The sequence below is a fragment of the Streptomyces sp. NBC_00690 genome, assembly GCF_036226685.1.
Classification (GTDB): domain Bacteria; phylum Actinomycetota; class Actinomycetes; order Streptomycetales; family Streptomycetaceae; genus Streptomyces.
Genome location: NZ_CP109009.1, coordinates 6,041,610 through 6,065,328, shown reverse-complemented (window position 1 = coordinate 6,065,328; position 23,719 = coordinate 6,041,610). Strand labels below are relative to the sequence as shown.

The window sequence follows — 23,719 nt, the reverse complement described above, 5'->3', positions numbered from 1 at the left end:
CGCTTCACAGATGCCTCCGGCACACGCCGATACCCTCGGCCCGCCGGGGGCTTCTGTGTCCCCCCACCGCGAGCGTGCCGCCGCTGCGCAGCCCACGGGAGCAGACTCCAGGAAGCGGGCGACGAGCCCCACCGCACCTCGTTCGATCGCGGGGCATCGGCCCGACCCGACCCCGCTCCCCCGACGTCGACGCTTCAGATCGAGGAGGAGTGCCGCTCGGGCACCCGCATCTCGAACCAGGTGGTCTTGCCCCGCGGCAGCAGATCCACGCCCCAGCGGTCGGAGAGCTTGTCCACGAGGAAGAGGCCCCTTCCACTGAGGTCCATCGGCTGTACGGGCAGGAGGCAGGGAAGCCCGCGCGAGGGGTCGCGCACCTCGATCCTGATCCAGCCCCTGCGGCGCAGCAGCCGCAAGCCGAACACCCGTGCACCGGTGTGGCGCACGGCGTTGCCCACGAGTTCCGAGACCAGCAGCACTGCGTACTCGGCGGTCTGCGCGGACAGGCCCCATTGGCGCGCCACCACACCATGGGTGAGCCGACGGGCGGTGGCGGCGGATTCGGGGCGGGACGGCAGGCGGATCTCTTCATCGGTCGGATTGCCGAACAACTCCAGTGCCCGAAGGGCCTGTTCGTCCTCGACGGTGACTGCCGAACGGGTGGCGACAGCGCCACCTCGCTGTCGCGGCTGTTCCACACCCTCAAGGCCCGCCATGCCCCCCATCATGGCCGCTGGATTGGGCGCACGTGGTCGATCCCCTGGAATGCGGACTGCGGAGTTGACCGCTCCGGAGGCTCCCCAACCATGGCCCTGACATATGCCCATGGGCTCCGCAGCGACCTCGGCCCATGCCCGGATCGATGTTGACATGCAGTCAACAACACCCTCTCAACGCCCTGACCAAGGGCTTTTCATGACCCCCGACAGCCGAGAGGGCGCCCCGGCCGGTCCGAGCGCCCCATGAACCGGGCTCCCGGACCTGACGGAGGACATAGAGGCACCCCCCGTACGACAGATCGGACTAGTGAAAGGACCCTGCGAAAGAGGCCCGGTCAGCGAAAGACGGCCTTGCCCGGACCGTCCTGCACGAAACTACGCATACCGATCTCACGGTCCTCGGTCGCGAACAGCCCGGCGAACCAGTTCCGTTCGATGGTCAATCCGGTCTCCAGGTCGGTCTCCAGTCCGGAGTCGACGCACTCCTTGGCGGCACGCAACGCCAATGCCGGCCCCTTCGCCAACCTGGCCGCCCATGCGTACGCCTGCTCATAGACCTCGGCCGCCGGGACGACCCGGTCCACCAGACCGAGCGCTTGGGCCTCGTCAGCGCTCACCTGCCGGCCGGTGAAGATCAAGTCCTTGGCCCGGGAGGGTCCAATCAACCGGGCGAGCCGCTGGGTACCGCCCGCACCGGGGATCAGGCCCAGCAGGATCTCGGGCTGCCCCAACTTGGCGTTGTCCCCAGCGATCCGGAAGTCGGCGCAGAGTGCCAGTTCGCACCCGCCACCGAGGGCGTACCCCGTCACGGCGGCCACCACGGGCTTGGGGATGCGGGCGACGGCGGTGAAGGACTCCTGGAGCGCCCGGGCCCGGACCACCATTCCGGCGTGGTCCATGCGCTGCATCTCCTTGATGTCCGCACCCGCCGCGAACACCTTCTCCCCGCCGTACAGGACCACCGCCCGGATGTCGTCACGGCGGCCGACCTCCTCGGCCAACTCGCGCAAGCGGTCCTGGATCGCGATGTCGAGCGCGTTCATCGGCGGGCGGTCGAGGCGGATGGTGCCCACGCCGTCGAGGACGTCGAGGGTCACGGTCGTCGCAGTCGTCATGCAGGCAGGTTAACCGGCGCTAACGGAAGCGGGCCCGACGCTGTGAGATAAACAGCACCGGGCCCGGGGACGTGCGCGTCCCGCTCGACTTCTACTTGGTCCACTCCGCCCAGGACATGTTCCAGCCGTTCAGACCGTTGTCCGGGGTTATCTGCTTGTCCTCGGAGTTCTGCACGACCACCACATCGCCGATCAGGGAGTTCTCGAAGAACCATCGGGCGGGGGCATCGGGGTCGCCGCCGCCGCGGACGTCGCGCAGACTGACGCACCCATGGCTGACGTTCTGGGAGCCGAAGGTGCCCGAGGACGCCCAGTAGTTGCCGTGGATGAAGGTGCCGGACGTGGACAGCCGCATGGCGTGCGGCACGTCCTTGATGTCGTACTCGCCACCGAAGCCGACCGTGGCCCCGTCCATCCGCGTGACCTTGTACTTCTCGCTGATGACCATCTGACCGTTGTAGGTGGTGGAGGAGGGCGCTCCGGCGGTGATCGGAATGTCCTTGATCTGCACACCGTCCCGGACGACCTTCATCCGCTTGGAGGTGGCGTCCACGGTGGAGACCTGACTGCGGCCGATGGTGAACGAGACGGTCTTGGCCTGCTTGCCGTAGACGCCCGGACGCCCCTCGACGCCGTCGAGGTTGAGCGCGACCGTGACTTTGGTGCCCGGGGCCCAGTACTTCTCGGGCCGGAAGTCGAGCCGGTCGTTGCCGAACCAGTGGCCCTCGATCGGCACGGCGGGCACGGCCGTCACCTTGATGGCCTTCTGGACCACCTCCGGGTTGGTGATGCCGCGGGTGAACTTCAGGGAGACGGGCATGCCGACCCCGACCGTGGACTTGTCCTCAGGGGTGTAGTGCCCGATGAAGGTGTTCTTCGGTACGAGGGTGGTGAAGACGGCGTCCTTCGCCGACTGCCGTCCGTCCTTGTCCTTGGCCACGGCGTGCACCTTGTAGCGCGTGGAGGCGGCCAGATGGTGCAGCGGCTCCCAGGAGCCCCCGTCGGTGGAGATCTTGCCCGGGACGGTGACGCCCTTGTCGTCCTGGACCGTGACCGTGGTGAGTTTGCCCTGTGCGGCAGTGACCTTGAGCGCCCCACTGGTGGCGACGCCCGTGGCGCCGGTCTTCGGGGCGACGGTGACGACCGCCTGGGAGGCGGAGTTACCGACCCTCCCGCTGCCCGCGCCCTTGTTCTCGTCCTTCGCGCTGCCGCCTCCGCCACAGGCGGTGACCAGGACCAACATCGCCCCCACGGCCCCCGCGACCAGCGCGGAACGCCCGCGGCGTCGAGGACGGTCAACCGATGTCCCCGATATCGGATGCCCGTTCTTCATGGCCTCTCCCCTCGCACGGCCCGGCCCCGCCTAGGCCCTCACCCCCGTGCGGCTTCTCACACGCACATCGACCAGACAATCACACACGTGGTCGTGGATTGTTCGCATGTTTGTCACCGTTCAGTCCCAACGGGCGGGGGACTCAACGGTCGGACGGGGAGCGGGCGTCCGGGCCTTCGGCGCTCCTCGGGGAGGCTCGGGCACGGTTGCTGACCACGGGCTTCCCGGCCCCGGGGGTGCGGCGACACCCGGGCCGGGTGGGGTGGGCGTCGTCGGAACCGGGGGCCCACGACGGCGTCGGACGAGCGGCGCGCGGGGCGCAACGGGGACGGACGCAATGGTTCGACAGCAGCGGGGTCGACAGCGGCGGCAGGACTCGGCGGCGTCGACAGCGGCGGCAGGACAGAGCGGCGTCGAGGGCATCGACACCCGGGCGGCCCGGCTCAGCGCAGGGCGGAGCCCTGCTTCCACGCCGCCCACTGCATGTTCCATCCGCTCAGACCGTTCCCGGGAGCAACCTGCTTGTCCGGGGAGTTGATGACCTCGACGACATCGCCGACGATCGTGCGGTCGAAGAACCAACCGGCCGGGGTGTCCGCGCTGCCGCCCTTCACATCGCGCAGTCCGACACAGCCGTGGCTGACGTTGGTCTGCCCGAAGATCTCCGGGGCTGCCCAGTAGTTGCCGTGCAGGAAGGTCCCGGACTCAGTCAGCCGCATGGCGTGCGGCACGTCCTTGATGTCGTACTCACCGCCGAAGCCCACGGTCCTGCCGTTCATCCTCGTGACGTCGAACAACTCGCTGACCACCATCTTCCCGTTGTACGTGGTCGACTTGGGCGCACCCGCGGTGATCGGCACCGTCGCCAGGAGCTGCCCGTCCCTGCGGACCTGCATCGTCTTGGCCTCGGCATCCACCAGGGAGACCTGGGAGCGCCCGACGGTGAACGTGATCCGCTTGTTCTGGATGCCGTAGGCGCCGGGGGACGCCTCCACATCGCGCAGCCGCACATCGACGGTGACCTCGGTGCCCGGCTCCCAGTACTCCTCGGGGCGGAAGTCGAGCCGGTCCCGGTCGAACCAGTGGCCGGCGATCTCTACCGGGGGCTCCGAGGTGACCTTGATGGCACTCTCCACGGCGGCCCTGTCCGCGATCTTCTGGTTGAAGTCGAAGGAGACGATCATTCCGGTGCCCACGGTGGCCCGGTTCTCCGGCTTGAAGTAGCCGATGAACCTGTTCTCGGGAACAGCGGTGGTGAAGCTGGTGTGCCGCGCCGAGCGGCGGCCGTGGGCGTCGAGGGCGACCACGTCGACGCTGTACTTGGCGGCGAGATCCAGCCGGGTGCCCTCGGCGGGGTGCCAGCGCAGGCCATCGGCGGAGATGCTGCCGGCCACCGGAGCGGGGGCGTCGCTCTCGATGCGCATCACCTTCACGCGCTCCAGTCGCCCGCTGGGCAGCCGGACCTCGACCCGACCACCGGCGGTGATCCCCTTGGCGCCGTCCTCAGGCACGACCCGGATGGTGTCCGAGGGTGACGGCGGTTTGCCGAAGGCCCCGATGCCGCTCCCGCTGCAACCGGCGAGGGCTCCCAGTAGTCCTGCGCATGTCAGGGCGGCGACCACGCCCCGTCCGGCCCGCTTCAGTACATGTCTCACGCACCTCCCAACGACCACACCCCGACAGGGAAACGTATAGAAATGGGGCAATCCGCCACTTGTGTACACCTCGGGACAGAGGGGACTCGTAACGACGGCCGATCCGGATGGTGCCCGAGCGGAAGTGACGGACGCATACCGGGCTCCCCCTGAGGAGATGCGGAGCTCGCCACCGGGTGCGGGAGAGGCCGAGAAGTGACGTGGATCGCTCATAAATTAAGGTGAGTGATGTCAGGAATCAATCGTAGGCTCGCTCCTGATGTCCACTTCACATGTAGCCACCAAGGACCAATCCGTCGTGCGATCGCTGCTGCGTCTGTGGCCGTACGTGCGACCGGTCCGCGTACGGCTGTTCAGCGCGGCCGTCGTGGCGATCGTCGCCTCCTGCATGAGTCTGGTCATCCCCCTGGTCCTGAAGTGGATGGTCGACGGGCCGGTCTCCGACCGGGACACGGGCGGCATCTGGATCGGGGCGTTCGTCCTGCTGATCCTCGGCATCGCCGAGGCGATCCTGTTCGGCTTCCGGCGCTGGCTGGTCGCTCGACCGCTGGCGGGGGTCGAGGCCCGGATGCGCGCCGCGCTCTTCGCACACCTCCAGCGGCTGCCGATGGCCTTCCACGACCGGTGGGCATCGGGGCAGCTGCTGTCGCGCGGCACCACGGACCTGATGCTGGTCCGGATGTTCCTGGCGTTCCCGCTGACGTTCCTCCTGGTCAACGGCACCACGATCCTGGTTGGGTTCATCATCCTGCTCTGGCAGGAGTGGACCCTCGGTCTGGTGCTGCTGGCGCCGATCGTGCCGCTGTTCATCCTCTGCTCCTACTTCGAATCGCGGTACTCACTGGCCGCGCGACAGGCGCAGGACCAGGTCGGCGATCTGACGACCGTGGTCGAGGAGAGCGTGCTGGGCATCCGCATCGTCAAGGGCTTCGGACGCAACCGCAGCCAGGCCCGGGCGTTCCACGAGCTCGCACGGAAGCTGCGCGGTACGGAGTTGGTCAAGGCACGGCTGCTCGCGGGCATCTGGGCGGCCGTGACCGTACTGCCCGAGATAGCCGTCGGCGGCGCCCTGGTCCTCGGTACCGTGCAGGTCGCCGACGGCGCGCTCTCCGCAGGCACCCTGGTGGCCTTCCTCTCCACCGCACTGGCACTGCGTTGGCCGGTGGAGTCCATCGGCTTCCTGCTGGCGATGAGCCAGGAAGCCGCCACGGCCACCAACCGCTACTTCGAGGTGATGGACGTCGAAGTAGAGTCGGCGACCCCGGGCGGGCCCACCGGACAGGACGACCCCTCCCTCGCCGCGACGACGAAGCCGTCGCTGGACAAGGCGGCGACCAAGGGTGAGATGCGATTCGAAGGGGTCGAGTTCCGCTACCCCGATGCGGCGCCGGACAGCGTCCCCGTGCTCGCCCGGATCGACCTCGCCGTCCGCCCCGGCGAGACGATGGCCCTCGTCGGCGGCACCGGCAGCGGCAAGACCACCCTCACCGCACTGGTGCCCCGACTGCACGAGGTGACGGCCGGCCGGATCACCCTGGACGGCGAGGACATCGCACGACTGCCGCGGGAACGGCTGCGCTCCCTGGTCTCGGTGGCGTTCGAGGAGCCGACGCTCTTCTCGGCGACCGTCGCGGAGAACGTACTGATGGGTGCCGACGCCGCCGCACCCGGTGATCTGGAGCGCGCGCTCGACGTGGCGCAGGCGTCATTCGTGCACACACTGCCCCAGGGCGGGGACACCGAGGTCGGCGAGCAGGGGCTGAGCCTGTCGGGCGGGCAGCGCCAGCGGTTGGCACTGGCCCGCGCCGTCGTCGGCCGCCCCCGGTTCCTGGTGCTCGACGATCCCCTGTCCGCGCTGGACGTCCACACGGAGGCACTGGTGGAAGCCGCGCTTCGCCAGGTCCTCAAAGAGACCACCGCACTCGTCGTCGCCCATCGGCCCTCCACCGTGCTGCTCGCTGACCGGGTGGCCCTGCTGTCGGAGGGGCGGATCGCCGCCGTCGGCACGCATCAGGAACTGCTGCGGACGAACGCGGAGTACGCCTGGTTGATGTCGGGTGCGGAGACCACGACGGACCCGGAGCCTGCGTCCGGTGCCGGTTCGACCGTCCCGGCCCCAGCGATCGAGAGTCCCCTGGAAGGAAACGTACGATGACCGCCGCCAGCAAGCCCGCCGAAGCCGGCGGGGCCGGCAGTACGGACACCGGCCGGCATCCTGCGTCGGACGATCGACACCCCGGGCAGGGAGGGACGGCCCCGGAGTCGGCCATGACTCCCACCGACCGTACGGCCCCCGTCAACGCCACACCGGACGCACCTTCCCCCGACAGCGGATCGCGCCCGGCATCCGGTGCGGCGCCCGCCGTCCCGCCCGGGCCCGTCGAACCCCTCCGGGCCAGCAGGGTCGAAGACCCCTTCGACCAGGACGACCTGCCGTCCGAGAAGGGTGCGACCGGCCGGCTGCTGCGTTCGCTCCTGGCCCCTCATCGCGCCCGGGTTTTCCGCGTCGCGATGATCCTGCTGTTCCAGCAAGCGGCCATCCAGGCCGGTCCGCTCCTCGTCGCGTACGCCATCGACCGCGGAGTGCCGGCCTTCCGGGACCATGACTACGGGCCGCTGATCGCGGTGGCCGTCGGATACGCCGTCGCCTCAGTGAGCGCGGGAGCGCTCCAGTACCTCTTCATCATGGTGTCGGGTCGACTCAACCAGGACGTCCTGCTCGACCTCCGTGGACGGATCTTCCGTCATGCACAGGCACTGAGCGTGGACTTCCACGACCGCTACACCTCGGGCCGACTGATCTCCCGGTCCACGACGGACGTCGAGTCCCTGCGCGAACTCCTGGAGGAGGGCCTCCAGGAACTCATCAATGTGATCCTCGCGTTCGTCTACATCTCGATCATGCTGCTCTGGCTGGACCTGGGGCTCGGCGCGCTGGCCGTCGCCTCCTTCATCCCGCTCTATCTGCTCGTCCGGCTCTACCAGAAGCGCGCGGGGGTCATCTACAGCGAACGCTCCACCGCCATGGCCGGGGTGATCGTCAAGTTCGCGGAGACCATGAACGGCATCCGTCCGGTGCGGGCGTTCCGCCGCGAACAGGCCAACGACCGCGCGTTCGCCCAGGTCAACGAGCGCCACAGCCGCAGCAACGGCGATTCGCTGCTGGAGATGGCGCGCTATGTGTTGGGCTCGCGCCTGGTCGCCAACACCGCCGTCGCCGGCATCGTCCTGTGGGGCGCCTACCGGGTGGCGGACGGGGGGCTCGCACTCGGTGTGCTGGCCGCCTCCGTGCTCTATCTGCGACGGCTGTACGACCCGATCGACCGGCTGGGCATGTTCCTCAACTCGTACGAGTCCGCCGCTGCATCACTGCGGAAGATCGCCGGACTGCTCGCTCAGGAACCGACCGTACCGGAGACCAAGGACCCCACCGAGCTTCCTGCCCGGCGGGGCGAACAACCCGGCCGAGAGGTGGTCTTCGAGGACGTCAGCTTCGGCTACCGCACCGGTGGCGAAGTGCTGCCACCCTTTGAGCTGACCATCCCCGCAGGTCAGACGCTTGCGGTTGTCGGAGCCACCGGAGCGGGCAAGTCCACACTGGCGAAGCTGCTGGCCCGGTTCTACGATCCGTCCGCCGGGCGCATCCTCCTCGACGGCGTTGACCTGCGGAGCCTGGCCACGCCCGAACTGCGGCGCGGGGTGGTGATGGTGACCCAGGAGTCCTTCCTGTTCTCCGGAACGGTCGCCGAGAACATCGCCATCGGGCGTCCCGAGGCATCCCGCGAAGACATCGAACGGGCCGCGAAGGCGATGGGCGCCCATGACTTCATCGTCGCCCTGCCGGACGGCTACGACACGGACGTCCGCAAGCGCGGCGGAAGGATCTCCGCAGGTCAACGCCAGCTGGTGGCCTTCGCCCGGGCGCTGCTCGCGGACCCGTCCGTACTGATCCTGGACGAGGCGACCAGTTCGCTGGACATCCCCGGCGAACGCGCGGTGCAGCACGCCATGGACACGGTGCTGCGCGGACGCACGGCCGTGGTGATCGCACATCGGCTCTCCACGGTGGAGGTCGCCGATCGGGTCCTGGTGATGGACCAGGGCCGGATCGTGGAGGACGGCAGCCCGGCCGAACTCATCGGCGGCACGGGACGCTTCGCCCGACTGCACCGGGCGTGGCGGGACAGCCTGGTGTGAGCGGACGGCTGGAGGTCCGCGACTCCGGGACCGCCGTTGATGTTCGATGGTCGGTGTTCGGCGTTCGGCGTTCGGCGTTCGGCGGTGGCCATCCTGCCGCCGTGCTCTACCGGGTTGTCCAGGAGACTCCCGATCTATCGCTCGTCGACCACGAGTTACGCGGTCTGGTGGCAGCCTGTCTGGCCAAGGCACCGGGCGATCGCCCGTCGCTGGCCGAGATACTGGAGACGTTCACCGGCGAGGACGGCGGCGAGGACTGGCTGCCACAACCCATCACCACCATGATCGGTGAAGTGGAAATCGAAGACCCCGGGTTGGGTGGCGTCGCCCCCGCCGAAGGTGGGATCGGTGACATCGAGACGCCTGGGACCCGCAAGCAGCGCCGTGGCCTCTCACGGTTCTTCCCCAACCCTGGTGGCCTTCTACCCCGACGCGAAGGACCGTGAGCGAATGCCTATTGCGTTCCTGGAGACGCTGGGTGCGCCTGACGGATCAACGACGCAGTGGACGAAGGGCCAGATCGTGGTGGAGTTGAAGGTGGCGAGCGTGGTTGCCTGCGTCACGCATCTCGGGTTCAGCGCCCGCTGAGGAATCCGCAGGGCCACGCCCGACCGAGTGGTGTCCGTGCCGACCGGATCAATCGGGCGGCGCATTGAGCAGCGTGGTCGCCAAGGTGAGGAGTTCCGCGTCCGTCGCGGCGGTGCGATGGTCGGCGATCCCCGAGCGGAACAGTGACGCCCCCTCCATGAGCATGGTGAACACCGCGGCCCGCGAGTGGCACGTCCGCTCCGACAGATCGGGGCGATGGCAGCGCAGGAAAGCGCTGACCTGGTCCTGGTAGTTGCGGTAGAAGCCGCGGACGGCCGAGGCGACGGTGTCGTCGTGGGCGGCGAGCGCCCAGAGTTCGGTGAACAGCCGAACCAGTCGGGGGTCTTCCTGCTCGGCGAGGATGGTTCGCACCATCGCCGCGGAATCCGGGGGCTGTACCGGCGCTTCGGGGGCGAGCAGCGGCTCCAACCGGTCGAGCGAACGCTTCAGCACCCGGGCGAGGACCGCGCCGACCAGGTCGGCGCGGGTGGGGAAGTAGTACTGGAGGTGCCCGAGGCGGACCTTCGCCTCAGCGGCGACGGCCCGCATGGACAACTCCGCGTATCCCGCCGTGAACAGGACCGACTCGGCCGCGTCCAGGAGGGCCGCGCGTTTGAGCGCACCCTTCCCGGTGCCGGTCGGACGGCCGGTCGATGGGCTGGAGTCGCTCATCCCGCCCGCCCCGGTGCGGTCGCGGGCACGTCGGTACGGGTGTCGCTGTGGCTCACCGCGACACCGTGGGCGGCGAGCTGCTCCAGTGCCCGTACGGGGTCGGGGGCCTGCTCGGGGAAGACGACACCGGTCGGAGCGGGCGCGCCGTCCGCACCCAGGACCCGTCGGAGGGCGAGCAGCCCACCGAGCGCGGTGAGATGGGCTTGGCCCGCCGGGTCCTCGACGGTTGCGGTCCGGGTTCTGTCCCCGTGCCGGACGTCGATGCGCAGCCGGGCGGTGCCGCCGTCACCGGGTGAGTACAGCAGGGCCCGCCGGGTGGAGGTGAAGCGCTCTCCTCGGCCCCAGCGGAAGAAGCCGACCCGCTGGGCGGCCAACAGCGCCGAGGTGGAGGACGCGGAGCTGAAGCCGATGCGGGTGGTCGCGGTGGTGGTGCCGAGGGTGAGCGGCAGGGTGAACTGCTCGGGGGTGTCGATGCTGGCGACCTTGGTGTCGCTCGCGCCGATGCGTACGCGCCGGGCGTCGCTGAGCGGCATGATCGTCTGCCGTCGGCCGTCCCGGACGACTTCGAAGTCGAGTCCCAGGCGATCCATGAACTCCACGGAGTCAGCGCCGGCGCGATCGGCGAGGTCCCAGCGGATGGCGGTCTCCACCTGGTCGGCGCCGCCGAGTTCGACGGCGAGTGCGGCGGCGACCAGAGGCACGACACCACCCATCCAGGCGGACGAGAACAGTACCGGGGTGGAGGGGCGCAGCAGGGCTGCGACGGTTACCGCGCGCTGCATCCGTGCGGTCCACCGGGTGACGTCCGCGTAGGGCACCCGGCCGTGGATGGCGGCCTTCAGTACCCGGTCGTCCGGGTCGTTGACCACGCTGATCACGGCTCGGACGGCCTCGCGGAAGGGGGTGGGGTCGGCGAGGTCCCAGCGCACCAGCCGGGCGCCGGTCTCCTGGGCCACTGCCTCGCCGCGCGCCACGGTGCGGCCGGCGAGGAGGAGCGGCCAGTTGGGGGCGGCCAGCTTCGCGAGCTCGGCGCCGACGGTGCCGTAGCCCCCGACGAGGAGGACCGGGCCCTGGGGGTCGAGTGTGAGTTCATCGTCCATGGAGCCAATATAGGTCATGCGACCTATTAATGCGTCGACACTGGTCTCGGCACCGCTCGACATCCAGCCTTCAGTGCCCCGACGACCCGGCAGCCCCGGGCATACAGCCATAACCCACCGAGATCTGGCCGCTGGATTCTGGCCACGCGACGAGGGGGCCCGGACCGCCGGATCTCGCACTCGCTCCCCCGGGGCCGATGCCGCGATCACCACCAGAGAGATCGAGACCGCCGAGGCGTGAACCCCACCTTTGACCGGGGGAACCAGGGCGCACGCAGCCACTTTCCGGCGACACGGAGTACCCCTCCGGCTGGCGCGGCAACGGGCTCACCGCTCAACGAACATGACCGCACGGTCAACGGACGACTTCCAGCCAATTTCTTGACGCGGCCCTGACAGAAGTGACGCGCTCCTGCAACTCTTCCCCCGGTCCCCGCACCACGTACCACGCACCACACGCTCCGCATGCTCTGCCCGGACGACCCACCCCGCCGTCCGTCACCCCCTCGCAGAAGGAGTCCGCGTGAGACCCACGCATCGCCGGCGCGCCACCGCGACCGGAGCACTCATAGCCACCGCGGCACTGCTCGCCGTCGGCTTCCAATCCGGCGCGGCTGCCCAGCCCACCGCCGCCGCACCCGGCGCCACCCAGGCGGGCAAGCCCGATCCGGGCGCACTCCCCTTGAGCCTGAGCCCCGCTCAGCGTGCGGAGCTGATCCGTCAGCAGAGCGCGACCACGGCCGCCACCGCCAAGGATCTGGGACTCACCGCCCAGGAGAAGCTGGTCGTCCGCGATGTCACACAGGACCGCGACGGCACCACCCACACCCGCTACGAGCGCACCTTCGCGGGATTGCCGGTGCTCGGCGGCGACCTTGTGGTCGCCGAGACGAAGGCGGGAGCGACGGAGTCCGTCAGCAAGGCTTCGGCGGCGACGCTGAAGAACGTGAACACCGCCGCCGCTCTCGCCCCCGCCGCCGCGGAGAAGCAGGCGCTGGGCCGGGCGAAGGCCGAGGGGTCCACCAAGACCACCGCGGATCGTGCTCCGCGGAAGGTGGTCTGGCTGGCGCAGGGCGGAAAGCCGGTACTCGCCTACGAGACCGTCGTCGGCGGTCTCCAGCACGACGGCACCCCCAATGAGCTGCATGTGATCACCGATGCCAGCAGCGGGGCGAAGCTCTACGAGTGGCAGGCCGTGCAGAACGGCACCGGCCACACCCAGTACAGCGGCCAGGTCACGCTGGGCAGTTCCGGATCCGGGTCCTCGTTCAACCTGACCGATGCCGGACGCGGCAGCCACAAGACGTTCAACCTCAACCGGGCCACGTCCGGGACCGGGACGCTGTTCTCCGGGCCGGACGACGTCTGGGGCAACGGCCAGCCGGCCAACCTGGAGACCGCAGGCGCCGATGCCGCCTACGGCGCCGGCCTGACCTGGGACTACTTCAAGAATGTGCACGGTCGCAGCGGCATCCGCGGGGACGGGGTCGGCGCCTCCTCCCGCGTGCACTACGGCAACAACTACGTCAACGCGTTCTGGCAGGACTCCTGCTTCTGCATGACCTACGGCGATGGTGCGGCCAACGCCAAACCGCTGACCTCGATCGACGTGGCCGCCCACGAGATGGCCCACGGCATCACATCGGCCACCGCGAAGCTCGTCTACAGCGGAGAGTCCGGCGGTCTGAACGAGGCGACCTCCGACATCTTCGCCGCCGCCGTCGAGTTCTACGGGGCCAACGCCTCCGACCCCGGCGACTACCTGGTTGGCGAGAAGATCGACATCCGGGGCAACGGCACCCCGCTGCGCTACATGGACCAGCCCAGCAAGGACGGCGTGTCCAAGGACTACTGGTACGCCGGGATCGGCAGCGTCGACGTCCACTACTCGTCGGGCCCGGCGAACCACTGGTTCTTCCTCGCCTCCGAGGGCAGCGGAGCCCGGACCGTCAACGGCGTGAACTACAACTCGCCCACCAGCGACGGGCTGCCGGTCACCGGCGTCGGCCGTGAGAAGGCCGCACTGATCTGGTACAAGGCGCTCACCACGAAGTTCAACTCGACGACCAACTACGCCGGAGCGCGCGCCGGAACCCTGGCCGTCGCCACCGAGTTGTACGGGGCCACCAGCCCCGAGGTGAAGTCGATCACCGACGCATGGGCCGCGGTCAACGTCGGTGCCCGTCCCGGCGGGGGAAACCCCGACCCGGGCACGGTCTTCGAGAACAACACCGACGTCGCCATCCCCGACAACGGCGCCGCGATCACCTCCACGGTGACAGTCTCGGGTCGCACCGGCAACGCGCCGGCCGCCCTGCGTGTGGGCGTGGACATCATCCACACCTGGCGCGGTGACCTGGTGGTGGACCTCGTCGCACCCGATGGCACGGTCTTCCCGCTGAAGCCGTACAGCGGTTCGGACTCCGCGGACAACGTCCAGACGACCTACACCGTCAACGCCTCGGGCGAGGTGGCGAACGGAGCCTGGAAGCTGCGAGTCCAGGACCGGGCCGCTCAGGACACCGGATACATCAACAGCTTCAAGCTCACCTTCTGACAACCCGGTCCGGCCACCGGCCGGTTCGGATGAAGCCCGGGGGGACTCCGTTCCTCCCGGGCTTCACCCTTGCCCGTCCCCATGGCCGGGCCAGTGGTCGGGCCAGTGGTCGGGGAGCGACCCGCCGTCGTCCGTCACCGGGAGGACCCCCGGAACCAGGGTGCGCCAGTGGCCACCCCGTTCATCCCGTACGAGGAAGAGCACCGCCCGCCGCACCCCCACCAGCGGATCGACGGGGGCGCCGTCGGGACCGGGCGCGGGAGTGACCGCGACCCGGAGCCCGAGGTGGCCCGTCTCATCGCCCTTCAACACCGGAAGACCCACCGTGCTCACCGTGTGGACCGGCACACCGGCCACGGTGTCGACGGGCGGCCCGATCTCCGCGGTCACCACGTACTCGGCCCACTCCAGCGCCTCCCGCGGACCACCGGGCGGAGCGTGCTCAGAGCTCATGCGTACGCCTTCCGTCATCGACAACACGTCCCCCGGGTGGGACTGGGTAAGCCGCAGGCGGACCGGGCGACTGATCTCATTGCGGGGCCTGCCCCAGTTCTGGCGCTGCCGGCACAATGCTTTCCGTGTACCGGGCGGGGGCCGCCTGGGTCTTCATGACGGCGGAAAGGGCAGCGGATGGGTTGGGTCGGAGGACGGGTCTTACGCGACCGCAATGTGGTGTTCTACCTGAGTGGTGTCGTGGTCTCGGGCTTCGGAAGCTCCGCCATGGCCCTCGCAGCTGGTGTGTGGACCAAGTCGCTCACCGGGTCGGACAGTCTGGCTGCCCTGACCACCTTCTGTGTATGGGCTCCCACTCTGCTCGGCCCGCTCATCGGCACACTGGCCGACCGCGTACGCCGACGGCCGTTGCTGATCTGGACCAACCTCGGCATGGCCATGGTGCTGCTGCCGCTTCTCGCCGTTCGTTCCAGCGACGAAATCTGGATCTTGTTCGCCGTACTGATCGTGTACGGAAGCAGTTCGGTGCTGCTGGATGCGGCGGAGGCCGCACTGGTGGCGACCGTTGTGCCGGAGACACTGCGCGGCGACTTCAACGGTCTACGGATGACGGCCAACGAGGGCATGAAACTTGTAGCCCCGCTTCTGGGCGCATTGCTGTTCGTCCAGTTCGGTGGCACCGCAGTGGCCCTGCTGGACGCGACCACCTTCCTGCTCGCTGCCATGGCCTTCACCCTCATACGGGTTTCGGAACCCGCACCCCGCCGGATAGAAACCCAACGATGGAGCGCCCAAGTCGCCGAGGGCATCCGGTATCTGCGGCATCACCCGGTTCTACGACGGTTGCTGTGGGCCGGGGCCGTGACGATGGGCGTGGCCGGGTTGAACGGGGCGTCGATCTATGCCGTGGTCGATGCAGGTCTTGACCGTCCGCCCGCCTTTGCGGGGGTGCTCTACGCCGTGCAGGGCATCGGTTCCGTAGTCATCGGGTTGTTCGCCGGTGCTCTGTTGCGGCGGATGTCCGAACGAGTCTTCGCCGCAGCCGGAATCATGCTGTTCGCAGTGGGTGTCGCCCTGCGTACCATCCCCTCGGTGTCAGTGGTTCTGCTTGCCAGCGCGGTGATCGGCGCGGGACTGCCCTGCGTGCTGATCGCGGCCATGACGGCCGTCCAACGCGAGACGCCAAGCGAACTCCTGGGCAGAGTTGCGGCCACCGCAAACACCCTCCTCTTCGCCCCCAATGCCCTCGCCCTGGCTACCGGAGCGGGCCTACTTGCCCTCGTGGACCATCGAGTCCTGCTACTCGTCTCCGCATCCGCAGCGGCTATCGCTGCGGCCAGCTGCCTCCTTGGTCGTCGTGACAGGACTCATGCGGCAGCCCCCGAACAGCCCATCCGATCGGCGCGTGAGGCAGACATAGAAGTCCCCCGGGAGTGAGACCACGCGGCCAATGAGCAACCCGGACAGCAGCCTGCCGCCCATCGGTCAGGGAGCCTGCGTGGGCGGTTCAAGGATGGCCACGCCCTTCACCCGCTGCGTCATCGGCCAGCGGTCATGCCGCCCACCTCCGTGGCGGGCGGCACGACCGTGCTCCGCCCGCTGGTCAGGTGGCCAGACTTCCCATGTTGTACGTGGAGGTGTACCCGATCCAGCTGTAGTGCTTGGCGCCGCCGAAGGAGCCGGAGTGCACCCCGCGAGCGGTCGAACCGGTGGTACCGCTGGCGATCGCACCACCGCTGTCACCACCCGCGCTGGCGTACGAGGCCGCCGACTGCCCGTAGACCACACAGCTGCAAGTGCTGCTGGTGTGGCTGGCGTTGAGGGAGGAGATCGTGCCACAGCGGGCGCTCTCGGAGTTGCGTCCGAAGAGACAGGCGCTCGCCCCGATGGTGCCGAGCGCCGAACCGGTCACCACCCGCGCCTTGACCGCTGCGCTCTCGTACAGCCAGGGCTGGCCGCCGCTCGGGATGGAGATGTATCGCATATCGGCGTGAGTGCCGGCGGCGAGCGCATTGATGTTGGTGAGCGAGCCATAGGCGCCCGCACCCGAACTGACCGTGCCCGAGTTGGTGCCCCAGCCGCAGTGTCCCGCGGTCACGGCTCCGCGTACCCCGGCCCGATTCACCACCCAGCCGATGGAGCACAACACTCCGGCGAAGCTCACGCCCACGCCACCGCGGCGCGGCGAGTCACAGACGTTGCGGGAGGTGCACGCCTCCTCGATGCCTTCGCCCTCACTGAACTGCGCGGACACGCCGAGCCCTGCCAGGGTGGCGCGCAGGGGGCGGATCGTCGTGCCGGGGCTGACGGTCACCTTGAGCCTGTTGGCGATGACGTCCTCGGCGATGGCCACCACCGGGGAAGCGCCCCGCGTCGTACGCACCGATCCCCACAGGGCCTTCATCGCCCGTGTGAGCTGGGCGGACGAGTGCTTGACGACGCGGAACTCCACAGCGGACCTGGCACTGCCCGCGGCCCCGGCCCGATCGAGCAGTTGGTCCCTGGTCTGCTGGCCGGGCAGGGCTCCGGCGAACTGGACCACGAGACGCCCGCCGTTGCGGTTGTCGAGGAAGTGCCCGGCGAACTCCTTGCGTTGGGCGTAGGTACGGACGGTGGGCGCGACCGCGTCGACCAGTGCATCCCTACGCTTCATCTCGGCCGCCTCGTCGGCGGTGCCGATGAACCCCCAGGCGTTGACGAGCGGGCGCAGCCCGTCCGCGGTGCCGGACCGTTGCTCGACGAGGGAACGCACCGGGCCGGTGTGCGTCCCGAAGCCGAGTTCGCCGCGCAGGCGCAAGGACTCGCTGAGCACCGCACGGTCCGCGGGGGAGGCGGCGTTCCGGACCGTTGGGGAGGAGGTCGCCGTCTGAGCGGCGGCCGGGACCGCCAGGGGCACGAGCATCCCGACTGCCGCGAGGAACGGGACGACGAGGGATCGGAGCTTCACAGAACCTCCAGAAAAGGCATGGGCATGACAAATCAAGGCTTGTGGGATCGCGGGGTGGACCGTAGAACCGCGCCTGCACAGGGGTCAAGGGTGCCTACCGCGGAGCAGTCACCTTGGGTTGATGCCGAATGCCGACGGTTCGCCCCTGGCCAGCACTTCCCGAACGCCCCACACTCCACGTACACCACACAGGTTGACGCGAAGCGGACCACGGCCCTGGCGGGGAGCACCGACTTGACAGCCCCACCGTGGATCAGCAAACCGGCTGGCAGACTCATCCCATGGAGCCCGATCTCACCCTGCTGCGCCAGTTGATCGAAGGATCACCCGCCATCAGGGCCATGCCGACCCGAGGCGTCCCGGAGCCCGCGCTCCGCGCGGCGGAGACCATCGTGGGCACACTGCCCGGGTCCTACCGCTGGTGGCTCTCCACCTATGGGACGGGCACCCTCCACGGCTCGGAGATCGCAACGATCCCGCCCGCCGACCACGCTGACAGCCACGACTCCCTCACCGCCCCCGGCAGACTCCGGGGCGACCGCCTCTACTTCTACGACGAACCGGACGGCGGAGACAGCTACGCCTTCGCCCTCGACCGGCCGACGAAGCACGAGTACGCGGTGGTGCGCCGGGACCACCTCACGGGTGAGGAGGACGAGATCGCCGACACCTTCGCCGGCTTCCTCACCGTCCGGACGGCCCTGGCGAACGGTCTGCGCGACGGCCCCAACCCGACGGTGGCCAGGCTCTGGCGGACGACACCGGGGGTGCTGCTCCCCAACGGGGTCCACATCTACGGCCCGGACACGATCGCGGAGCGCAACACCACATACGAGGTGCGCGAGTACGCCCCGCACTGGGTGCTCATCGGCGACGACAGCGGCGGCTCGGGCTTCTTCATGCGCCACCACGGCAAGGACCGGACCTCGGTGTACCAACTGGACCTCGGAGCCCTCGACCCCGACCCGACCACGAGCGGCACTTGGGTGACGGACGATCTTCTGGATTGGTTGGGGAGCTGAATCGGAGCGCGCGGGGTGCCGGAATGAGCCTGGTCGGCGCCTGTCCTGCTTCCCCGTCAACCGAACTTGGGGAGCGAGCGCAGGCAACTGCCGAACACGACGTCCCGACCTCCCTCAATCGCACATCAACTGCTGGCCACGCCTCCCTACTGTGACTACCGTGCTGCAGGCGCACGCTCCGAGGCTGGGGCCGTGCCCTGATGATCAAGGGAATCGGGGGAGCTGACGGTGGGTTTTGGTGATTTTGTCAGTGACATCACGCCGGATGTGGTGGAGGACGCGGTTGAGGATGCTGCGGAGTGGGCTGGGGATGGGGTTGAGGCGGCGGGGGATTGGACCGCTGACCGGTTGCAGGATGTCGGTTGGGACTCGGGCGCGGATTGGGTGCGTGAGCAGTCTCGGTCGTTGGCGAATCGGATGGGTGCTGAGGTCGATGAGCTTGATTTGGGTCAGACCGAGGACAAGTCGAAGCTGATTTATGGGTCTGCGTCGAAGTTGCGGTCCACGGCGTCCCATCTGAAGGACTTTCAGAAGTCGTTCACTGCGGTGGGTGAGGGTTTGAAGGGCTTGGACTCGTCCGCGGTGAAGGGCGAGGGGGCGGACGCGTTTCGGGAGACGGTGGCGATCGAGCCCCCGAAGTGGTTCAAGGGTGCGGACGCCTATGGCAAGGCGTCGGACGCCCTGGACACGTTCGCCTCAACCGTCGAATGGGCCCAAGACCAGGCGCAGTCGGCGGTGGAGAAGTGGAAGGCGGGTACGAAGGCGTCTGCGGATGCTGCGGATGCGTTTAAGGCTAAGGCGGAGACGTATAACCAGGCCGTCGATAAGTACAACGCGCAGCCTGCGGAGAAGCAGGATGTGTCGTCGTTGCCGGCGAAGCCGGGGAAGTTTGTTGATCCGGGTGTGGCGTTGATGAAGGAGGCGCAGGAGATTCTGGCGGAGGCGCGTCGGCAGCGGAATTCTGCTGCGGAGACGGCGCGTGCTTCGGTGCGTGCGGCGCGGGATGCGGCTCCGCCGAAACCCTCCTACGCCGAGCAGGCGAAGAGTGGGCTGGATGAGCTTGAGGTGATGCAGTCCCATTTTGTTGGTGGGATCGTCAAGGGGACGGCGGGGCTGGTCAACTTTGTGCGTAGTGTGAATCCGTTGGATCCGTACAATCTGACGCATCCGGCTGAGTATGCGTTGGCGCTCAGTAGTACGGCTGCTGGGTTGGTGCAGGTGGCGAATGACCCGTGGGGTGCGGGTAAGCAGATGGTGACCGGGTTTATGAAGGACCCGGCTGAGGGTCTTGGTCGGTTGGTGCCGGATCTGTTGCTGACTGCGGCGACGGGTGGTGGTGGGGCTGCGGTCAAGGGTGCGCGGATCGCGAAGGAAGCTGCTGATCTGGCGGCGGATGCGTCACGGGCGCGCAAGGCTGTCGATGATGCCCCCGCGGGGACGCACAATCGGCCCGATGGTGAGCGCACCACGCAGAACACGGACCCCGTCGATCTGGCTTCAGGGCGTATGTTCTTGCCGCAGACGGATGTGGTGTTGCCGGGCACCTTGCCGTTGGTCTTCACCCGCCGGGTGGAATCCGGCTACCGTTCCGGTCGCTTCTTCGGCCCCTCATGGTCGTCCACTGTCGATGAACGGCTGGAGATCGACCCGATCGGTGTCATCCACATCACCGCCGACGGGCTGCTCCTCACCTATCCCCACCCCGTTCCCGGGCTGCCCACCGCGCCGGAGACCGGCAGGTCCCGTGCGCGGCTCGTGCGGTGGGAGTCCGGTGACTACACGATCACCGACCCCGACACCGGGCTGGTCCGCCACTTCACCGCCGCTCCCGGCGCCGAGCCCGGTACGGACGGTGACATCTGGCTGACCCAGATCACCGACCGCAACCACAACACCATCACCATCGACCGCACCGACACCGGTACCCCGTTGGCCCTGGTCCACTCCGGCGGTTACCACCTCACCCTCGCCACCGACGGAGACAACGGCCGGATCACCGCACTCACCCTTGCGGAAGGCGACACCAGCCACCCGATCAGGACCTACGGCTACACCGACGGCGACCTCACCACCGTCACCAAACCCTCCGGCGCCACCCTCACCTTCGAGTACGACGAACACCACCACGTCACCGCCTGGATCGACTCCAACAACAGCCGCTACGACTACGTCTACGACAACCGGCACCGCGTCATCGGCGAAGCCGGCCACTACCAACTCACCCTCACCTACAGCACCCCCGACCCCACAACCGGCCACCGCACCACCACCCTCACCACCGCCCAAGGCCACACCACCCACCACCTCATCGACCACAACTCCCGCACCCTCGCCACCACCAACCCCCACGGCCACACCACCCGCTACACCTACGACGCCAGAGGCAACCAACTCACCCACACCAACCCCCTAGGCCACACCACCACCTACACCTACGACCAACAGGACAGACTCACCACCGTCACCCTCGCCGACACGAGTGAAGCGCGTACGGAGTACAACTCCTCCGGCCTACCGACAAATCTCTTCGGCAGAGACGGAACCAGCAAACGCCAGGAGTACGACGAGAACGGCAATCTGGTCGTGGCCACCGATCAGTGCGGTTCCAGCACGCGCTGGACCTATGACGCCCAAGGGCGCCCCACTTCGGTCACCGACGCACAGGGTGGAGTCGCCCACGTGCTCTGCAATGGCGCGGGTCTCCCGTCAAGAACGGCCGACCCTGCTGGCGGGACCATCTGCATCGACCGTGACGGCTTCGGGCGCCCTATTCGCATCACGGACCCCTTGGGTGCGATCACACGCCTCGCATGGGGTTCTGATGGTGGGTTGACACAACGGACCGGGCCAGATGGTGCCAGCGAGGCTTGGGCTTACGACGGCGAGGGCAACTGCACCAGCCACACTGATGCAGCAGGTCGGACCACTCAGTTTGAGTACACGCACTTCGATCTCCTGTCGGCTCGAACCGACCCCGATGGAGCGCGGTATGAGTTTCGGCATGACAACGAGCTCCGACTCACTGAGGTGATCAACCCTCAGGGCATGACGTGGTCCTATACCTACGATCGCGGCGGCTTTCTGACGTCCGAGACCGACTTCGACGGCCGCACACTCACCTATTCGCTCGACCCGGCCGGACGGCTCCGCTCCCTGACGAATGCACTCGGTCAGGTGATCACCTACGAGCGGGACCAAGTCGGCCGAGTGGTCTGCAAGGACGTATTGGGCGAGGTCACCCACTACACCTACGACCGCGCGGGACGGTTGATCCGGGCAGCAGGCTCAAACTGTGAGCTGACCTACCAATACGACCGACGCGGACGGGTCAAAACGGAAGTGTCAGACGGCGACGCCACCACCTATGCGTATGACACGCTCGGCCGGCGCACTCGCCGCACCACGCCGACCGGCCGGGTCACCAGCTACAGCTACGATGCCGCGGGCCATCTCGCCCGCCTCACCAGCGGCAAACATCACGTCGCGTTTACCCGCGATGCCGCAGGTCACGAGCGCAAACGCACATACGGTGAAACACTCGCCTTTCTATCGACTTGGGATGCAGCAGGTCGCCTGTCCGCCGAACATTTCACGGCTGACGCCAGGGTCGTGAATCACCGCGCCTACACCTACCGCGCCGACGGTCAGCTAACGACACTGGACGACGCTTTGCGCGGCGCATCCAGTTTCGAGCTGGATACCGCAAACAGGGTTACGACGGTCACCGCAGCGGGGTGGACCGAGACGTACACCTACGATTCGGCCGGGAACCAAACCCATGCGTCTTGGCCCACCGTCCATCCGGGCCATGAGGCAGCAGGTACACGTGTCTACGAAGGCACGAACATTTCCCGTGCTGGAAGCATTCGCTATCGACACGACGCCCTCGGACGAGTCATCGTTCGCCAGAGAACTCGGATTTCCCGCAAACCCGATATTTGGCACTACTCATGGAATGCCGAAGACCTTCTCACCGGAATCACCACACCGGATGGCGTCCGATGGCGGTACCGCTACGACCCTCTCGGTCGTCGCACCGCCAAGCAACGACTCGCCGACGACGGCGAGACCGTTGTGGAGGAGACTCGCTTCACCTGGGACGGCACCACCCTATGCGAACAGACCAGCTCGTCCCGAGAACTTCCGAACTCGATAACCCTCACTTGGGATCATCACGGACGCCGGCCACTGGCTCAGACCGAACGCATCCACTCAGAAGCGGTTCCCCATGCGACAGTCGACGAACGCTTCTTCGCCATCGCCACCGACATCATCGGCACTCCCACCGAACTCATCACTGAGACAGGCGACATCGCTTGGCGGAGTCGCACTACCCTGTGGGGCATCACGGCTTGGAACACCGATGCATCCGGATACACGCCTCTGCGTTTCCCCGGTCAGTATTATGATCCCGAAACCGGCCTTCACTACAACTATTTACGCCACTACGACCCCGGGACCGCACGATATCTTTCGGTAGATCCCCTCGGGCTGGCGCCGAACCCCAATCCCGTTTCCTACGTCGGCAACCCCAAGGCACAGAGTGACTACTTGGGGCTCGCCCCGAACGATTACCCGCCGGACAAGGCGCCTGAGGACAAGGTCCCGTCCGGAGAGCACTACTCCACAGAGGACCTAGCACGCGTCGCCGAGCATCTCGGGACGCGCGTGGACCCGTGGGAGGTCAATGACGCCATGATCGAAAACATTCGCGCGCGCATGGAGGCAGGGCTACCACTTTCGGAGGGCCAGATTTACTTCATGCGACATGAACTGACCGAAGCCAAGTTGATGGACGAGGGGATGCCTTACGAAGAAGCACACGAAATCGCCCTGAAGACACATCCTCACCTCAAGAACTATAGCCCTGACGTGATCGCCCAATATCCAGGTTGGTTCAACAAAGCGTGGCGCAAAGCTTGGGGGATGGATTAATGACAGTCCACATCGAAGGCGCCCGCGCAATCGCCATGCGCAGGGACGAGCCGTCCGGTTTCTATACCGCTACAGAAAAGCATCTCCACCTTTCACCATCCTCATTCTACGCAGAACACACCGTTCATATGACGGTAGAAGTGCGTAGAAACTTCGGAGGCATGACAGCCAGAGCGCTCTTGGGCGGGTTTTTCACTCCCATTGTGAGACCTCAGGAGTTGGTCACCGCATTCGAAGTTCCATGTGGAGGAAATCTGCTGGAGATCCAAACCCCTCCGAGCTGCCGCAGCGAACTTGGTCAGCCTCTGGTTGCCGGACTCCCACGAGATTTTGCTGACGCCGCACTTGACGGTCTGATGGACGAATCGGCCGGAGCGCTTGCCGCTGGGGTTCTCAGAATTACTCGCGCTGGCTTCGATCCGGCAGGCT

The 23,719-nt window shown here is 67.6% G+C and carries 16 protein-coding genes; 8 read left to right on the top strand and 8 right to left on the bottom strand.

All coding sequences use genetic code 11. The features are described from left to right. Nucleotides 1-194: 194 nt before the first annotated feature. The 4 genes from OID54_RS26700 to OID54_RS26685 all read right to left on the bottom strand — a co-directional run bounded on the left by OID54_RS26700 (nucleotide 195) and on the right by OID54_RS26685 (nucleotide 4,819). The gene (locus OID54_RS26700; protein ID WP_329027804.1) at nucleotides 195-725 is read right to left on the bottom strand and encodes an ATP-binding protein; all 531 of its coding nucleotides are present in this window, start codon (nucleotides 723-725) and stop codon (nucleotides 195-197) included. A 326-nt stretch (nucleotides 726-1,051) separates the two neighbouring features. Then, nucleotides 1,052-1,831 (bottom strand): enoyl-CoA hydratase/isomerase family protein, encoded by a 780-nt coding sequence (locus tag OID54_RS26695; RefSeq protein ID WP_329023517.1) that lies wholly within the window; start codon nucleotides 1,829-1,831, stop codon nucleotides 1,052-1,054. Between the two features lie 91 nt (nucleotides 1,832-1,922). Continuing rightward, nucleotides 1,923-3,164: an Ig-like domain-containing protein gene (locus OID54_RS26690; RefSeq protein WP_329023515.1), complete on the bottom strand. Its 1,242-nt coding sequence runs from the start codon at nucleotides 3,162-3,164 to the stop codon at nucleotides 1,923-1,925. A gap of 443 nt (nucleotides 3,165-3,607) precedes the next feature. Further along, nucleotides 3,608-4,819, bottom strand: coding sequence for a L,D-transpeptidase (locus tag OID54_RS26685; RefSeq protein WP_329023513.1), 1,212 nt, complete (start codon nucleotides 4,817-4,819; stop codon nucleotides 3,608-3,610). 259 nt (nucleotides 4,820-5,078) lie between these two features. Between OID54_RS26685 and OID54_RS26680 the strand changes: the two genes are divergently transcribed. From OID54_RS26680 to OID54_RS26665, 4 genes are all read left to right on the top strand, one after another. After that, entirely contained in the window at nucleotides 5,079-6,974 is a 1,896-nt protein-coding gene (locus OID54_RS26680; protein ID WP_329023512.1) for an ABC transporter ATP-binding protein, read from the top strand. 113 nt (nucleotides 6,975-7,087) lie between these two features. Continuing rightward, a complete protein-coding gene (locus OID54_RS26675; RefSeq protein ID WP_443055796.1) occupies nucleotides 7,088-9,016 on the top strand; it encodes an ABC transporter ATP-binding protein in 1,929 nt (642 codons plus the stop codon). After that, nucleotides 9,013-9,462 carry a hypothetical protein gene (locus tag OID54_RS26670; protein WP_329023508.1) on the top strand — a complete coding sequence of 150 codons (450 nt, stop codon included), beginning with the start codon at nucleotides 9,013-9,015 and terminating at the stop codon, nucleotides 9,460-9,462. The genes OID54_RS26675 and OID54_RS26670 overlap by 4 nt, the downstream gene beginning before the upstream one ends. 4 nt (nucleotides 9,463-9,466) lie before the next feature. Beyond that, complete coding sequence (locus OID54_RS26665) at nucleotides 9,467-9,604, top strand: hypothetical protein (RefSeq protein ID WP_329023507.1); 138 nt, start codon at nucleotides 9,467-9,469, stop codon at nucleotides 9,602-9,604. Nucleotides 9,605-9,652: 48 nt separating this feature from the next. On the opposite strand, the gene OID54_RS26660 is transcribed toward OID54_RS26665, so the two are convergent. After that, nucleotides 9,653-10,276: a TetR/AcrR family transcriptional regulator gene (locus tag OID54_RS26660; protein ID WP_329023506.1), complete on the bottom strand. Its 624-nt coding sequence runs from the start codon at nucleotides 10,274-10,276 to the stop codon at nucleotides 9,653-9,655. Then, nucleotides 10,273-11,376 carry a saccharopine dehydrogenase gene (locus OID54_RS26655; RefSeq protein ID WP_329023504.1) on the bottom strand — a complete coding sequence of 368 codons (1,104 nt, stop codon included), beginning with the start codon at nucleotides 11,374-11,376 and terminating at the stop codon, nucleotides 10,273-10,275. The genes OID54_RS26660 and OID54_RS26655 overlap by 4 nt, the downstream gene beginning before the upstream one ends. Nucleotides 11,377-11,899: 523 nt before the next feature. Here OID54_RS26655 and OID54_RS26650 point away from each other — a divergent pair. Continuing rightward, nucleotides 11,900-13,933, top strand: a complete 2,034-nt coding sequence (locus OID54_RS26650) for a M4 family metallopeptidase (protein ID WP_329023503.1) — start codon at nucleotides 11,900-11,902, stop codon at nucleotides 13,931-13,933. Nucleotides 13,934-13,996: 63 nt separating this feature from the next. Here OID54_RS26650 and OID54_RS26645 read toward each other — a convergent pair whose 3' ends face one another. After that, nucleotides 13,997-14,386, bottom strand: coding sequence for a hypothetical protein (locus OID54_RS26645; RefSeq protein ID WP_329023501.1), 390 nt, complete (start codon nucleotides 14,384-14,386; stop codon nucleotides 13,997-13,999). Nucleotides 14,387-14,563: 177 nt separating this feature from the next. Between OID54_RS26645 and OID54_RS26640 the strand changes: the two genes are divergently transcribed. After that, entirely contained in the window at nucleotides 14,564-15,823 is a 1,260-nt protein-coding gene (locus tag OID54_RS26640; protein WP_329023500.1) for an MFS transporter, read from the top strand. 166 nt (nucleotides 15,824-15,989) lie between these two features. On the opposite strand, the gene OID54_RS26635 is transcribed toward OID54_RS26640, so the two are convergent. Then, nucleotides 15,990-17,333: a hypothetical protein gene (locus tag OID54_RS26635; RefSeq protein WP_329023499.1), complete on the bottom strand. Its 1,344-nt coding sequence runs from the start codon at nucleotides 17,331-17,333 to the stop codon at nucleotides 15,990-15,992. Nucleotides 17,334-17,614: 281 nt separating this feature from the next. Between OID54_RS26635 and OID54_RS26630 the strand changes: the two genes are divergently transcribed. Continuing rightward, nucleotides 17,615-18,355 carry an SMI1/KNR4 family protein gene (locus tag OID54_RS26630; RefSeq protein ID WP_329023498.1) on the top strand — a complete coding sequence of 247 codons (741 nt, stop codon included), beginning with the start codon at nucleotides 17,615-17,617 and terminating at the stop codon, nucleotides 18,353-18,355. A 228-nt stretch (nucleotides 18,356-18,583) separates the two neighbouring features. Next, on the top strand, nucleotides 18,584-23,290 hold the full coding sequence (locus OID54_RS26625) for a putative T7SS-secreted protein (RefSeq protein ID WP_329023496.1): 4,707 nt from the start codon (nucleotides 18,584-18,586) through the stop codon (nucleotides 23,288-23,290). The last annotated feature ends 429 nt before the right edge of the window (nucleotides 23,291-23,719 follow it).

Coding starts and splice junctions, on each gene's coding strand:
- OID54_RS26700 (WP_329027804.1), bottom strand. CDS start 725: ATGATGGGGGGCATGGCGGGCCTTGAGGGTGTGGAACAGCCGCGACAG.
- OID54_RS26695 (WP_329023517.1), bottom strand. CDS start 1,831: ATGACGACTGCGACGACCGTGACCCTCGACGTCCTCGACGGCGTGGGC.
- OID54_RS26690 (WP_329023515.1), bottom strand. CDS start 3,164: ATGAAGAACGGGCATCCGATATCGGGGACATCGGTTGACCGTCCTCGA.
- OID54_RS26680 (WP_329023512.1), top strand. CDS start 5,079: ATGTCCACTTCACATGTAGCCACCAAGGACCAATCCGTCGTGCGATCG.
- OID54_RS26675 (WP_443055796.1), top strand. CDS start 7,088: ATGACTCCCACCGACCGTACGGCCCCCGTCAACGCCACACCGGACGCA.
- OID54_RS26665 (WP_329023507.1), top strand. CDS start 9,467: ATGCCTATTGCGTTCCTGGAGACGCTGGGTGCGCCTGACGGATCAACG.
- OID54_RS26660 (WP_329023506.1), bottom strand. CDS start 10,276: ATGAGCGACTCCAGCCCATCGACCGGCCGTCCGACCGGCACCGGGAAG.
- OID54_RS26655 (WP_329023504.1), bottom strand. CDS start 11,376: ATGGACGATGAACTCACACTCGACCCCCAGGGCCCGGTCCTCCTCGTC.
- OID54_RS26645 (WP_329023501.1), bottom strand. CDS start 14,386: ATGAGCTCTGAGCACGCTCCGCCCGGTGGTCCGCGGGAGGCGCTGGAG.
- OID54_RS26640 (WP_329023500.1), top strand. CDS start 14,564: ATGGGTTGGGTCGGAGGACGGGTCTTACGCGACCGCAATGTGGTGTTC.
- OID54_RS26630 (WP_329023498.1), top strand. CDS start 17,615: ATGGAGCCCGATCTCACCCTGCTGCGCCAGTTGATCGAAGGATCACCC.